Genomic DNA, 13471 nt, shown 5'->3' on the forward strand with positions numbered 1-13471 from the left:
TCTTTTCTTTTCGGGAAAAAGACTGGACGGTGTCGCTGACCACCGTTGAGGGACGCGAACGCTTTGAGCTGGATATAAGTAACTACCAGCGCGGCATGTTAGCAGGCTCAAACCCTAAAGCAGCCACGTTGGTCAAACGCCAAGACGGTTCCTACTCCATTCAAATTTGCGTGGAGTCTGAGGTGCCGGAGCCACAAGACACCACCAAGGCAATTGGCGTGGATTTGGGTAGGAGAGATATTGCCCATACTTCTGAGGGAGACCACTGGAATAGACAGCAGTTGAACCAGGTCAGAGACCACTACTCCCGGTTGAGAGCGGTTCTCCAACGCAAGGCCGGTAAGGGCACACGCAGCACTCGGCGTCGATGCCGGGAGCCGCTGCAACGGCTGTCTGGTCGGGAGAGACGTTTTCAAACTTGGGTCAATCACTGCATCTCCAAGTCCATTGTTGCTAGGGCACTGGCCACCCACCGTTTTATTGCCTTGGAAGACCTGACCGGGATCCGGGAGCGTGTCAACCAACAGCCGCGCAGCAAGACGGAGCGGCGGCGGGCGAACAGTGAGGCCTACGGCCCGCTAGCGCGAGGGGCGTTCTACCAGTTGCGGCAGTTTGTGCACTACAAGGCCGCCAGAGCAGGGATCCAGGTGGTGGTGGTGCCGCCTGCCTACAGCTCGCAGACCTGCCACCGGTGTTTGTGGCTTGGGCAACGGGAAGGGAAGCATTTTCGTTGTGTGAACCCAGTCTGCGGTTGGGAAGGGGATGCAGATTTGAACGGTGCCAACGTGATTGCCCTTTTGGGGGTCGCTGTAAACCGGCCCAGAGGTCCGTGGTTGGCTTGCCAACTGCAGGGCTACCATTCGCGTCAGCGGCGCGGAGCGCTTAAGCCCGCTCCGTACCGCTTAGCGGTCGGAGTCGGGTAGTTTACGGTGCCTATTTCAGGTAGTATTGCTGGGTGTGGGTTTTCTGAGTTTAGAAATAGACCGCGACCTCAACGCAGTGCAAAGCCTGGCGTGGAGTTTCCTGTTGCGGGGTTGGGAGCCGGCCAGTTAGGAAACGCGGAAGCAGGAAGTAAAGCGGCAACGCTGCAGAGGCTGAGGACTCTATTCTGCGGGGCGGGGTGGGGATGCTTTGTTACCGTTTCGTGAACCTTTCGGAGCGGACATGAGGACTTTTCCTTCTCCAGAGGTACTCCGTCGGCTGCCGGCTGGGGCTGCTGATGGGGCTATTATTCTGGGCACGTTGGTTCTCCTGGCCTTGGTGGCGCAGGTGGGGACGGGGGCTTTTGAGCAGTTTCAGCCGCCGGCGCTGGTGCCCCGAGTCGACCTGGATCCGCGCAACCTGCCCTACTACGCCGCCCGCTCCACCTTGCGCATGTTCATCGCCCTCTTCTTTTCCACCCTTTTTACCCTGATCTACGGGTATATCGCCGCCAAAAGCCGCTGGGCGGAGCGAATTTTGATCCCCCTGTTGGATATCTTGCAATCGGTGCCGGTGTTGGGGTTTCTCTCCATTACCGTTACCGGCTTTATCGCGCTTTTTCCCGGCAGCCTGCTGGGTCTGGAGGCGGCTTCTATCTTCGCCATCTTCACCAGCCAGGTTTGGAACATGACTTTTTCCTTTTACCAATCCTTGCGCACCCTGCCGCAGGAGCTGGTGGAAGCGGCTACCCTCTACCGCTTGTCGGGCTGGCAGCGCTTCGTCCAGTTGGAAGTGCCGGCAGCGATGGTGGGCCTCATCTGGAACGCCATGATGAGTTTTGGCGGGGGATGGTTCTTTGTGGCCGCCAGCGAGGCCATCAGCGTGCTTAACCAGGAGTACACCCTGCCTGGCCTGGGATCCTATGTGGAAGCCGCCGTTCAAGCAGAAGATCTGCCCAAGTTGGGCTGGGCGCTTTTGACCATGGCGGTGGTGATCCTGCTGGTGGATCAGCTCTTCTGGCGGCCTCTGGTGGCCTGGTCGGATAAGTTTCGCCTGGAGCAGAGCGCCAGTGCGGCTGCCCCGGAGTCGTGGCTGTATGATCTGCTGACCGCAGCGCGGATCCCGCGGTTGCTGGGCAATTGGCTGGCTCCCTTCCGAGAATTGGCGGATCGGCTGTTGTCCTATTTAACTCGCCCGCGCTGGGGGGATCCACCCAATCCCGAGGCGGAGCGACGCCGCGAGCGGCTGTTGACTCAGCTCTCTTGGCTGGCCATTGGCGGGATCGGGATTTGGATTGTTCATTTTGTGTCCACCACCGTGGGTTTCGGGGAGGTGCTGCTGACCTTTGGGCTGGGGATCCTCACCCTGCTGCGGGTCAGCGTGCTGTTGGTTTTCGCCACCGTGATCTGGACGCCGATCGGAGTGGCCATCGGCTTTAATCCACGCCTGGCAAAGTTGCTGCAGCCGGTGGTGCAATTTCTGGCAGCTTTTCCGGCCAATTTCCTCTTTCCATTTGCCACGCTGTTTTTCATCCGCACCCAAATTAGCATTGAGTGGGGCAGCATTTTGCTGATGTCGTTGGGAGCGCAGTGGTACATTCTCTTTAACTCCATTGCCGGCGCCCAGAGCATTCCCACAGATTTGCGCGAGATGGCCGTGGATGTGGGCTTGCGGGGATGGCAGCTCTGGCAAAAGCTGATTATTCCGGGGATCTTTTCTGCCTGGGTTACCGGGGGGATCACGGCCAGCGGCGGCGCTTGGAACGCTAGCATTGTCTCGGAGATCGTGGCCTGGGGATCCACCACTCTCAAGGCTACGGGATTGGGCACCTATATCGCTGAGGCAACGGCGGTGGGAGATTGGCCCCGCATTACTTTGGGCATTGGCATGATGAGCTTGTTTGTGGTGGGCATCAATCGCCTTTTCTGGCGGCGGTTGTATCAATTGGCAGAAGAAAAATATCACCTTTAATCTTTGAGGCTATCTGATATGAGTTCTGCAGCTTCTCCGGTTCTGATCGAAGTTGAGAGGGTCTACAAGCGCTTTCCTTTGCCGGAGGGCAAGGGCGAGTTTACGGTTTTAAGCCAGATAGATTTGCAAGTGCGGGCAGGGGAAGTTTTGGCTTTGTTGGGCCGCAGCGGCAGCGGCAAAAGCACCCTGCTGCGCATCATGGCGGGCCTGATCCCGCCTAGCGAAGGGCGAGTGTTGAGCAATGGACGTCCTCTGCGGGGCCCCAACCCGGATGTGGCCATGGTGTTTCAGAGTTTTGCTCTCTTGCCCTGGCTGACGGTGCAGGAAAATGTGGAGCTGGGGCTGCAGGCTCAAGGGATCCCGCGCGAGATCCGGCGGCAAAGGGCCCTCAAGGCCATCGACCTGGTGGGCCTGGATGGGTTCGAGAACGCCTACCCCAAGGAACTCTCGGGGGGCATGAAGCAGCGGGTGGGCTTTGCCCGCGCCTTTGTTCTAGAGCCCAAGGTGCTGTTTATGGACGAGCCCTTCAGCGCTCTGGACGTGCTGACGGCGGAGAACCTGCGGGGGGAGATCGACGAGCTCTGGAACACCCAGGCCTTCCCTTCCCAGAGCATTCTCATCGTTACCCACAACATCGAAGAGGCCGTGTTTTTGGCGGATCGGGTGGTGATCCTGGGATCCAAGCCGGGGCGGATCCGGGGAGAGGTGAAAATCGACCTGCCGCGGCCCCACGAACGTACGGATCCCCGCTTCAAGTCCCTGGTCGACTACATCTACGAGATCATGACCAATCCGGAGATCCCGGTAACCGGCGAGGTGGCTGCCCCCACTTCGGTAAGCAGTAGGGCAACTTCTCCCTACGCGCTGCCCCTGCCCCATGCGCGGGTGGGCGGCATCAGTGGTTTGCTGGAGCTGATTGTGGAATGGCCGCAGGCACGGGTAGAGATTGCCGAGCTGGCCGAGCGGCTGCAACTGGCGGTGGATGACTTGCTGCCGATTTTGGATGCGGCGGTGCTGTTGGGCTTTGCCGAGGTAAGCGGCAGGGTGGTACAACTGACCGAGATCGGCCAAGACTTTGCCAACACCACCATCTTGCGCAGCAAGGATCTCTTCCGACAGCAGCTTTTGGCACGGGTGCCGGTCTTCAAGAGCATCCTGCAGACGCTGGAAGAAAAAAACAGCCGCTCCATGCGGGCGGACTTCTTCTTGGATCTCTGGGACGAACATTTTCCCCACGAGGAAGCTGAGCGGCAGTTTGCTACAGCCGTTGACTGGGGGCGCTATGCGGAGCTCTTTGAGTACGATGCCTCGGAAGAGCGGCTGTATCTCCCGGATCCCAGCGAAAGCTCCGCCGCTTCTGAGCCTGTCGGCCTTGATTCCCGTTCTGGCTAGGGCCAGCTTGGCTTTGCCTTTTCCAAAGCTGGGTCGTAGGTTAGAGGTACGATGCCTATCCCAGAAAGCCCGAAAATTTACCACATCACTCATGTGGACAACTTGCAAGGTATCGTAACTGCCGGCGGCCTACTTTCTGACGCGGCAATCCTGCAGCAAGGCGGGCCGACGCAAATAATTGGCATGTCCAAAATCAAGCGGCGCCGAATCGAGGAGCTGGAAGTTGCCTGTCACCCCGACACAAAAGTCGGCGACTATGTTCCCTTTTATTTTTGCCCGCGCTCGATCATGCTTTATGTTATCCACTGCGCCAACCACCCCGAGTTGGCCTATCGCGGCGGGCAGACCCTAGTCGTACACCTCGAAGCCGATCTGTACCGGGTCATCAATTGGGCTGACCACAGTGGAACTCGATGGGCTTTCTCCCTCTCCAATGCAGGGGCACGCTACACTGAGTTTCGCGCACAACTCGACTGTCTTGGTGAGCTAGACTGGGATGCCATTAGTGCTAGGGATTTTCGCAACTCAGATATTAAAGAGCGCAAGCAGGCAGAATTTCTCGTCCATGGCTATTTCCCTTTTGATCTCGTTGAAAGGATCGGAGTGTGCCAGGCTAGCGTCAAAGACAGGGTCAACCAAGCATTGGCAGGAAGTAGGTATAATCCTGCGGTTGAAGTCCGTGCCGATTGGTATTTTTAGCGGAGAGAGGCCATGAACCTCGAGTACTGTGTCGGGGATATCCTGAAAGCGGATGCGGAAGCGCTGGTCAATTCCGTTAACTGCGTTGGCGCCATGGGCCGTGGCATTGCGCTGCAGTTCAAAAAAGCCTGGCCTGAGAACTTCAAGGCCTACGCAGCAGCTTGCCGACGGGGGGAGGTTCGGCCGGGCAAACTATTGGTTTTCGAGACAGGAAAGCTGACCAATCCGCGCTACATTATCAATTTTCCCACCAAGCGCCACTGGCGAGGGAAGTCGAGGATTGAGGACATTGAGGCTGGGCTGCAGTCCCTTGTCCAAGAGATCAGGCGCCTTGACCTACATTCGGTTGCTTTGCCACCCCTAGGCTGTGGCCTCGGTGGTCTCAGTTGGCCAGATGTTCGCTCCCGCATCGAGCGGGCACTGGCAACGCTCACGGATGTCCGCATTCTTGTCTATGAGCCGACTGAAGTTCAGCTTTTGCCGAAGAGCATGCGCCGTGGGCAGGTTTCCACCTTGACCCCGGGAAGAGCGGTGCTGGTGGGCCTCATGGAGCGTTACATCAACGGTCTACTGGTTCCCTTCGTTTCCCTGCTCGAGCTGCACAAGCTGATGTACTTCCTGCAGGAGGCCGGGGAGCCGCTGCGCCTGCGGTTCACGAAGGGCGTCTATGGCCCCTATGCTGAGAACCTGCGGCATGTTCTCAAGGAAATCGAAGGGCACTACATCTCCGGGTACGGATCGGGGGGTGACCAACCGGACAAGAAGCTAGAGCTTGTGCCTGGCGCCGTTGAGGAGGCCTACAGCTACCTCGCCAGTCAGCCGGAGACGAGAGAACGTTTCGAGCGTGTTAGCGACCTCGTGGAGGGTTTTGAGTCGCCATATGGTTTAGAACTGCTCGCCACTGCCCATTGGATCATAACTCGCGACCACCCCAGCACGGCGGAGGAGCTGGTGGAGGGTTTCCACGCCTGGGCGGAAAGAAAGCGACGATTCAGCAAGAAACAAATCCTGCTCGCCACTCAAGTTTTGGTAGAGAAGGGATGGGTCAGGGCCTTTCCGACGCAGCAGTTCGCAACCAGCTAAAGCAGGTTCGAGATATGGTCATTCCAGGCTAGATCGAGACAGCTCCCAAGCGCTCCGCGCCGCTACCCCCAGCCCCTCTCCCAGAGAGAGAGGGGAGTTGTGGATGAACTTGAAGAACTGTTTCATCGCTATTTGATAATTTGATTCCTGCCCCGGATCGCTGTACAGTTTTCCTCTCTAGCCTCTGTTCAAAGGGAGAAGAGAACTAGGGATCGACGCGACGAGCCATTTTGCTGCCACCGGCCATGCCTACTCGTAAATCCAGCTTTGGGTGGCGGGCGTCCAGCTTACCAGCTCGGATTCCTGGAACCAAAGGGCGATCTCCCGTTGGGCGGTCTCGGGGCCATCGGAGCCATGGACGAGGTTGCGGCCAATATCAATGCCAAAATCACCGCGGATGGTGCCCGGCTCGGCGTCCAAAGGGTTGGTCTTGCCGATGAGCTTGCGAGCGGCAGCAATCACCCCTTTGCCCTGCCAGACCATGGCCACCACCGGCCCTGAGGTGATGAACTTCACCAAACCGGGGAAGAAGGGGCGCTCCTTGTGTTCAGCGTAGTGGGCTTCCGCCAGCTCTTGGCTTACCTGCACCAGCTTTAGGCCCACCAATTGGTAGCCCCGGCTTTCCAGGCGCTGGATGATGGTGCCCACCAGACCCCGCTGCACGCCGTCTGGCTTAATGGCGATAAAGGTGCGCTCCATGGGATCTCCCCTTGTTGTTACTCATCTTCACCGTTATCCTTGTACCGGATTGGGGATCCCCAGTGCAAGGGTGTCTAGGAGCTCACCACCGCCAACGTTAGGAATATAGCCCCCACTATTGCAATCATCCAGCCGGCACTGCGGATTAAGCCAGGGATCCTCTCTGCCCAGGTTTCAGCCGCCCAGAGGGCAAGGAGCGCTACCCCATATTGAACGGTGCTCAACCCCAGCAGATAGCCCAGCCAGGGCATGGGTTCGGCACCGATGATCGCTTCGGCATAGGCATAGCCATGGAATAGCCCCGCCAGGGATCCCCACAGCAGCAAGAGCCAACTTGGGATCTGCCGCGATTGAACCAGCAGTAGGCCAAAGAGAACTATGGAGCAGGCAATGGCCAACTCCGTCAGCCCCAGGGGATCCCAGCCGGCCAGGTGGATCCCGGTGCCCACCAGACCGGCCAGCACAAAGCCCAGCGGGATCCCATAGCGCCAGGGCTGCCCCGCCGCAATGAGACCAATGGCCACCACAAAGGCCAGGTGATCCGGGCCGATCACCGGATGGGCCAGGCCCGACAAAAACCCCTCCCACCCTGTGGCCGGCAATCTCCCGCCCAGAGCGTGGTGGGCAAGAGCCGGCCAAGAGGCCAGCCAGGCGATCCCCGCCCCCAGGCCGATGGCCCAGCCGCGGCCCACTTGAGCAGGCAAGGCCAAAGGTCGCTGCCACTGCCAAGACATGCTTTTTGCTCCCTCACGATTGAACCTATGCGAAGGGGTCTAAGCTTGCTGTACCCATTTCTTTTCTAGTCTTCAAAGGCGCTCGCTGTACCCTTGTAGATTCTCCGGCTCAAATTGGCGCAAAATCCGCGTTGCCTCGCGCAGGCGGGTTTCGTTCTCCTCTTCCAAAATGAGCACGTACTTGCCCGCATTGAGACGGTTGCGGTAGGCCAAAGCATCGCCGGAGCCGCTGGTCAGGCCTACTCCTCCCCCCACAAAAAAGCTGCCCATGGCCCCACCCAGGGCACCCAACAGGCCGCCGATTAGGTGGTTGCCCAGGGATCCCGCCCAGGCAAAGGTATCCAGGCCGCTGAGGACGCTGAACCCCACTCCCGCCAAAAAGCCAAAGGGCACCAGCCAAATGGCCAGGCGCTGCATCTGGCGGTGGGCTGCTTGGGCCGGATCGATGAGCCCAAATTCATCCGCCGTTTTGTAGCCTCGCCCCAGCAGGTGCAATCGCTCCAGAGGGAAGCCGGCTTGTTCCAGAGCGCTGTAGGCCGCCTCGGCAGCCATGCGATCCGGCAGTACCGCAATGAGATAACTCATAGGAAGAGCTGCGCTTGTTATCAGCCAACTCCATTGTCTCCTGAGTTTGGGTAGGGATCCCTATGACACCGGCTTGCCCCACCGAGGCCCAATCCATCAGCCTCTACCAGCGCTTCTATGAAGTTGTGCGGCGGATCCCGCCGGGGCGAGTGGCCACCTATGGGCAGGTGGCGCGGCTTGCCGGCTATCCGGGGTATGCTCGCCAGGTGGGCTATGCCCTGTTTCGCCTGCAAGGCCAAAAAACCGACATCCCCTGGCAGCGGGTGATCAACGCCCAAGGGCGCATCTCCTACTCCCCTTTTCGCCTCGGCTACGACGACCTGCAAAAAGTCTTACTCCAAGCCGAAGGGATCCCCTTCGACGCCGAGGGCCGGGTGGACTTGCACCAGTTTGGCTGGGATCCGCGGCAAGCTTAACCTGAGCTTGACCCAATCTTAAACAAGCCATAGCGAAACCTCCCGCCCAGCCCTGGTAACGTGAACGCGGATGCGTCTTGTCTCGTGGATGGAGTGAAGGAACTGTCATGAAATCAGCTTGTCGCGCTCGAGGGTTAGCCCCTGCCGAGGGAGGGCTTCCGGCTTGGCTGAACCCTCTGGCCAAGTCCCTGTGGGTTGGGCTGTGCTGTTTGGTGCTGGGCCTGGCAAGCGCCTGCGGTACCAGCAGTAGCTCAGTTCCTCCAGCCGGCGGAGGAGCGGGGTTTATCGCCTCGGATCCCAATGTCACCCTCTCCAGTCAACCGCCCGCCTTTACGCTGCAGATTTTGCACGCCAGCGACTTGGAAGCTTCCATTGCCGCCGTTCAGGATGCCCCCCGCTTCTCGGCGGTGATCAACGCGCTGCGCCCCCAATTTCCCAACACCGTGATCCTCTCCAGTGGCGACAACTACATTCCCAGCCCCTTCTACAACGCCAGCACGGATCCTTCCCTGCGAGGTCGGTATGACCGCACGCCTGGCAAAGCCGACATTGAAATCATCAACGCCATCGGTTTTGAGGCGTCTGCCTTTGGCAACCATGAATTTGACCAAGGCACGCGCCAAATTCGCGACCTGATCCGACCCGACAGCAGCCGCGGCTACGCGGGCGCCCGCTTTCCCTACTTGAGCGCCAACCTCAGCTTCAGCGGCACCGGCGAACTGGCCAGCTCTGACTTTGCTGCCGATGGCCAAGAGGCCAGCTCCATCCGCGGCAAGATCGTCAAGACGGCGGTGATCACGGTGGGAGGACAGCGGATTGGCTTGGTGGGTGCCACCACCACCCGCTTGGCCGCCATTTCCAGTCCCGGCCCTGAGGTGAGGGTGGAAGGCAGGGTGGACGACACCGACCAGGTGAACGCTGCCCTCATCCAGAATTTCGTCAACCAGCTCACCGGCCAGGGCATTAACAAGATCATCCTCCTGGCCCACCTGCAGCAGCTCCAAAACGAGGTAACCCTGGCCAGCCAACTGCGGGATGTCGATGTCATCATCGCCGGCGGCTCCCACCGTGTTATTGCCAAGCCCACCGACCGCCTCCGCCCTGAAGATGTGCGCACGGGCGATTACCCCATCCTGCGCACCTCAGCCAGTGGCCAGCCGGTGGCAGTGGTCAACACCGGCGCCAACTACCGCTACGTGGGCCGCTTGGTGGCCGGCTTCGACGCCAATGGGGTGATTGCCCGCATCGATCCGGTAAGCGGCGCCTATGCCACCGACGACCAAGGGGTGGCAGCCGTGCGCGGCACTCCCAACCCCGACGTGGTGCGGGTGGCCAACGAGATCGGCAACATCATCCGCACCAAGGATGGCCGCACCTTTGGCTCTACTACGCAATTCCTCAACGGCCTGCGGGCCGAGGTGCGCACCGAGGAAACCAACCTGGGCAACCTCACGGCTGATGCCAACTTGGCCTACGCCAAAACTGTCGATGCCACCACGGTTATCTCCCTGAAAAACGGGGGTGGCATTCGCGCTCCCATTGGGGCTACCACCGGCGGCGGCGGCGGCGAGCCGGTGCGGCGGATCCCTCCGCTGGCCAACCCCGATGCCGGCAAGCAGTCAGGCCAAGTTTCGCAACTGGATATCGAAACTGCCTTGGCCTTTAACAACGGCCTGTCGCTGGTGACCGTCACCGCCGAGGAGCTGAAACAATTGATAGAACACGGGGTGGCGCAAAGCCAGCCAGGGGCCACGCCGGGCCGCTTCCCGCAGATTGGCGGCTTTGCCTTCAGCTTTGATCCGTCGCGACCACCGGGATCCCGCGTGATCTCTTTGCGGGTGGACACACCCACGGGCCGGGATGTGGTGGTGCGCAACGGCCAGTTGCAAGGGGATCCCCGCCGTACCTTCCGCCTGGTGACGCTGGACTTCTTGGCCAACGGTGGGGATGACTATCCCTTCCCGCGCCTGTCTAACCCCAACCGGGTGAACTTGGCCCCCAGCTCCGGCATCACTTTTGACACCCCCGGCAGCGAGCAGGATGCGCTGGCTCGCTACTTGCGGCAGATCGGCGTGTTCACCCAGGAGGATACCCCGGCTGCGCAAGATACCCGCATCCAGAACCTCTCGGTGCGCCAGGATACGGTGCTGCAAGGCCTCTAGTCTGGGCTGTTGCCGAGCCCGCCGCCCCTCTCCTTGCTGGGGGAGGGGTTGGCGTTTGTCGGGAGCAAGACCTTGGACTTTTGGGAAGGGATGTTGCCAAGTGGATCAGAAAGGATCGCTGGTAATTTAGGGATCCCTTTTGGGTTGTCCGGAAAACTTGATCCCTGAGACCGTTGTTTTTTGGGCAGTGTTGACGGATTTTGGTCAAGGATTGGAACTACGCTACTATCGAGCGAAATCGACTTTCCCTCCCTTCGCCATTATGACCCTGGAAACGTTTTTCACCCAGCTCAACGCCAACGGCTTGACGATTGCCATCCTGCTCTTTGCGGCTCCTTGGCTGGTTTGGGTTCTCTGCCACTGGATCCCGGGGCAGTGGGAAGAGCCTTTTTTGCTCAGCTTGAACATCGGCTTGGCAGCGGTGAGCCTTGTCCTCTGGGCCGGTTACTTGGCCTATGCCACCAACACGGCTGGCTGGCAGGCGGTGGTGAAGCAGGCGGATATGTTTCTGCTGCTGGTGCCTCCCTACTATTTCCTTAGCTCCATCTGGGTGGCACGGCAGCGCATGCCGCTCTCGCGGGTGCCGGCTTTCCGCACCTTGCAAGGGATCGGCCTCTTGGCGGCAGTCTATCTCATTTTTTCTTGGCTCAGCCGCCGGGTCTATGTTGTCTTTTTTTCCTACATGCCCTTCTCAGCCTTCTTGTGGATCCTGGCGGGGTTGCTAGGGGTGGCCTATCTTGGCTATCGCATCGTCTTTGGGGATCCGCCCAAGTATCCTCCTGAACCCTGAGTGGGCCGCCAACAGGGACTAGAATTCGAAAGAAACCTTTTGCAACGGCAATGGTGACAGTCCCTCTGATTTCAGCCCTGGACATTGACTATCGGCCTCTCCAGGAGTTGCTGGCGGCGGGAGCCTGGCTGGAAGCGGATCGGCTGAGCCTGCAATTGCTGTGCCGGGCAGCGGGAGAGGGGGCGGCGCGGCGGGGCTGGCTGTACTTTTCCGAAGTGAGCCGGATCCCGGCAGAGGATCTGCGCACCATCGATCGCCTGTGGCGGGCGGCCTCCGGGGATCGCTTCGGCTACTCGGTGCAGCGGCAGCTCTGGCTGGGGGTGAATCGCAACTGGGAGCGCCTCTGGCCGCTGATTGGCTGGAAACAAGGCTACCACTGGACCCGCTACCCCGACGAGTTCACCTGGGATCTGTCTGCCCCCAAAGGTCACCTGCCCCTTTCCAACCAACTGCGGGGGGTGCGGGTTCTGGAAGAACTGCTCACCCACAGGGCTTGGGAAGACTTGTCCGGCTGAGCGTCTGTTGCAATCTTGTTATCTGATGGATCTGATGGGATGAGACTGTGGCTGAACAACTGCAACTGACTCAGTTTCCCCACCTGCCCGGCGATCTGGCCCAAGCCTGCGAGCAGGCCATCCAGGCCACACGCCTGGCTATCCAGGCGGGGTATCGCCGCCTGCTCATCGAGATCCTCGCCCCCGACATCAAGCCGGAAGTCTTAGCCCGTCCGTTCTTGGAGCTGCTGCCGCCACCGGCTTTGGTGTTGTTCAGCGATGCCGGCGGAGCAGCCCTGGCCCAGCGGGAGTGGGGATCCCTTCCCGACGGGATGCAACTGCAAAGCCTGACTGCCCGCACGCAGCCTACACCAGACCAGAGCGTCCTGTTTGTAATGCCAGCAGTCTACAGCCTGGATCAGGTGGAGCGGGTCTGCCAGGTGGTGAGCGGCGGCGATCCTTCTGGGCTGGCTGCCAAAGGCCGGGATCCCAAGCCCGTCGTTCTCCTCAACCCACAACTTCAGGATGCCGCCGCAGTGGGGGTGGGGCTGGCTGGGCGCCGGCTGCGGCAACGCTTCCTGAGCACCTTTGAGACCAGTTACTACCTGCGCTCGCTGCTGGAAGGAGCCCTGTTTCGCGCCTACCCGGATCCCTGGAGCCTGTGGCAGCAGGAAGAGCCCGGCCTCTACAGCGTCCTCCAGACCTTTAGGGCTCGACCCAGCGGCGAAGAAGTGGCCGAGCTGTTTAGGGCCACCAGGAGAGGGGATCCCTGGTGGAGCTGGCGGCGCTGGCTGGGCGGGATCCCCTGATCGACCCGCAGCTTCAAGAAAGGGAGAGTATCAAGACAACGTTTTATTGTTGGCCGCCTTCCCGGCTGCCGAACTGCTATCGGAGCGGATGAAATACACAGAACCATCTCCGATCCAGAAACTCTGCGGAGATGCTTTGTCTAGCCTTTTTATCGAGTGGGCGTTGACCGATGCTATCGCCTATGAGTTAGGAATCCAATTTGAAGGCGAAGACTCTTTTGTTATCAATCAAGGGAAACTTAGAGATAGAGTTGCCCACCAAATCTACGTTCACGACAACTGATTTTCCTACATTAAATCCGTAGAGGACGATCTCCTAAGCAAGATTGTCGGTTGTGTGGATCCCACAGTTGGACGAACAAAGCATCTTTTCGGATCCTTTTTTCAGAAAGTCTTGGGTCAAGGCACGGTGGCTATTGAAGAGGGGGAAGCTCGTTTGAGAGAGAGACAAGCGACTTCTTGACGAGTTCCTCTCTCTCTAGGAGAGGGGTTGGGGCTAAGGATGGCGGCAAGAAGCGACCGGAAACCGCCTTAAACTATTCTGAAACGACCCCAAAGCTCCTGCCTTGCTTCAGCTAGAAACCGCAGGAGCCCCGCCCTGTACCCGTAGGGTCAGGGGCGGGAGCAATGCGGACGACGGATAATCGTGACATGGCCCAAGTCCTGACTATCTCCTGCAAGCTCAAGGTGTCTGCTTCGCAAGCCGTGAAGCTAGA

The 13471-nt window shown here is 59.6% G+C and carries 13 protein-coding genes; 10 read left to right on the forward strand and 3 right to left on the reverse strand.

The window, feature by feature from the left end:
• The 5 genes from NW862_RS12300 to NW862_RS12320 form a co-directional block, all read left to right on the forward strand.
• The coding region (locus NW862_RS12300; protein WP_414427227.1) for an RNA-guided endonuclease InsQ/TnpB family protein at positions 1-923 on the forward strand (923 nt) is incomplete at its 5' end.
• A 241-nt stretch (positions 924-1164) separates the two neighbouring features.
• Positions 1165-2892: an ABC transporter permease gene (locus NW862_RS12305; protein WP_414349164.1), complete on the forward strand. Its 1728-nt coding sequence runs from the start codon at positions 1165-1167 to the stop codon at positions 2890-2892.
• Positions 2893-2910: 18 nt separating this feature from the next.
• A complete protein-coding gene (locus NW862_RS12310; protein WP_414336097.1) occupies positions 2911-4284 on the forward strand; it encodes a nitrate/sulfonate/bicarbonate ABC transporter ATP-binding protein in 1374 nt (457 codons plus the stop codon).
• Positions 4285-4335: 51 nt separating this feature from the next.
• Positions 4336-4983, forward strand: coding sequence for a DUF4433 domain-containing protein (locus NW862_RS12315; protein ID WP_414337017.1), 648 nt, complete (start codon positions 4336-4338; stop codon positions 4981-4983).
• Between the two features lie 12 nt (positions 4984-4995).
• Complete coding sequence (locus NW862_RS12320) at positions 4996-6066, forward strand: macro domain-containing protein (protein ID WP_414337015.1); 1071 nt, start codon at positions 4996-4998, stop codon at positions 6064-6066.
• A 249-nt stretch (positions 6067-6315) separates the two neighbouring features.
• Here the strand turns inward: NW862_RS12320 and ndk are convergent, their stop codons facing one another.
• The 3 genes from ndk to NW862_RS12335 all read right to left on the reverse strand — a co-directional run bounded on the left by ndk (position 6316) and on the right by NW862_RS12335 (position 8084).
• Entirely contained in the window at positions 6316-6765 is a 450-nt protein-coding gene (ndk, locus tag NW862_RS12325; RefSeq protein WP_414335826.1) for a nucleoside-diphosphate kinase, read from the reverse strand.
• Positions 6766-6839: 74 nt separating this feature from the next.
• A complete protein-coding gene (locus tag NW862_RS12330; protein ID WP_414335824.1) occupies positions 6840-7499 on the reverse strand; it encodes a HupE/UreJ family protein in 660 nt (219 codons plus the stop codon).
• A gap of 72 nt (positions 7500-7571) precedes the next feature.
• Positions 7572-8084: a hypothetical protein gene (locus tag NW862_RS12335; protein ID WP_414335822.1), complete on the reverse strand. Its 513-nt coding sequence runs from the start codon at positions 8082-8084 to the stop codon at positions 7572-7574.
• 62 nt (positions 8085-8146) lie between these two features.
• On the opposite strand from NW862_RS12335, the gene NW862_RS12340 reads away from it, so the two are divergent.
• The 5 genes from NW862_RS12340 (at position 8147) to NW862_RS12360 (ending at position 12755) form a co-directional block, all read left to right on the forward strand.
• Positions 8147-8500, forward strand: a complete 354-nt coding sequence (locus NW862_RS12340; RefSeq protein ID WP_414335821.1) for an MGMT family protein — start codon at positions 8147-8149, stop codon at positions 8498-8500.
• Positions 8501-8607: 107 nt separating this feature from the next.
• A complete protein-coding gene (locus NW862_RS12345) occupies positions 8608-10662 on the forward strand; it encodes a bifunctional metallophosphatase/5'-nucleotidase (RefSeq protein WP_414335819.1) in 2055 nt (684 codons plus the stop codon).
• Positions 10663-10801: 139 nt separating this feature from the next.
• Entirely contained in the window at positions 10802-11452 is a 651-nt protein-coding gene (locus NW862_RS12350; RefSeq protein ID WP_414427228.1) for a hypothetical protein, read from the forward strand.
• A gap of 50 nt (positions 11453-11502) precedes the next feature.
• Positions 11503-11967 (forward strand): GUN4 domain-containing protein, encoded by a 465-nt coding sequence (locus NW862_RS12355; protein ID WP_414348126.1) that lies wholly within the window; start codon positions 11503-11505, stop codon positions 11965-11967.
• Positions 11968-12014: 47 nt separating this feature from the next.
• Positions 12015-12755, forward strand: coding sequence for a DUF1995 family protein (locus NW862_RS12360; RefSeq protein WP_414335814.1), 741 nt, complete (start codon positions 12015-12017; stop codon positions 12753-12755).
• Positions 12756-13471 lie beyond the last annotated feature (716 nt).

Origin of the sequence: Synechococcus sp. H55.8, assembly GCF_047462375.1 — a bacterium.
In the GTDB taxonomy this organism is placed as follows: Bacteria; Cyanobacteriota; Cyanobacteriia; order Thermostichales; family Thermostichaceae; genus Thermostichus.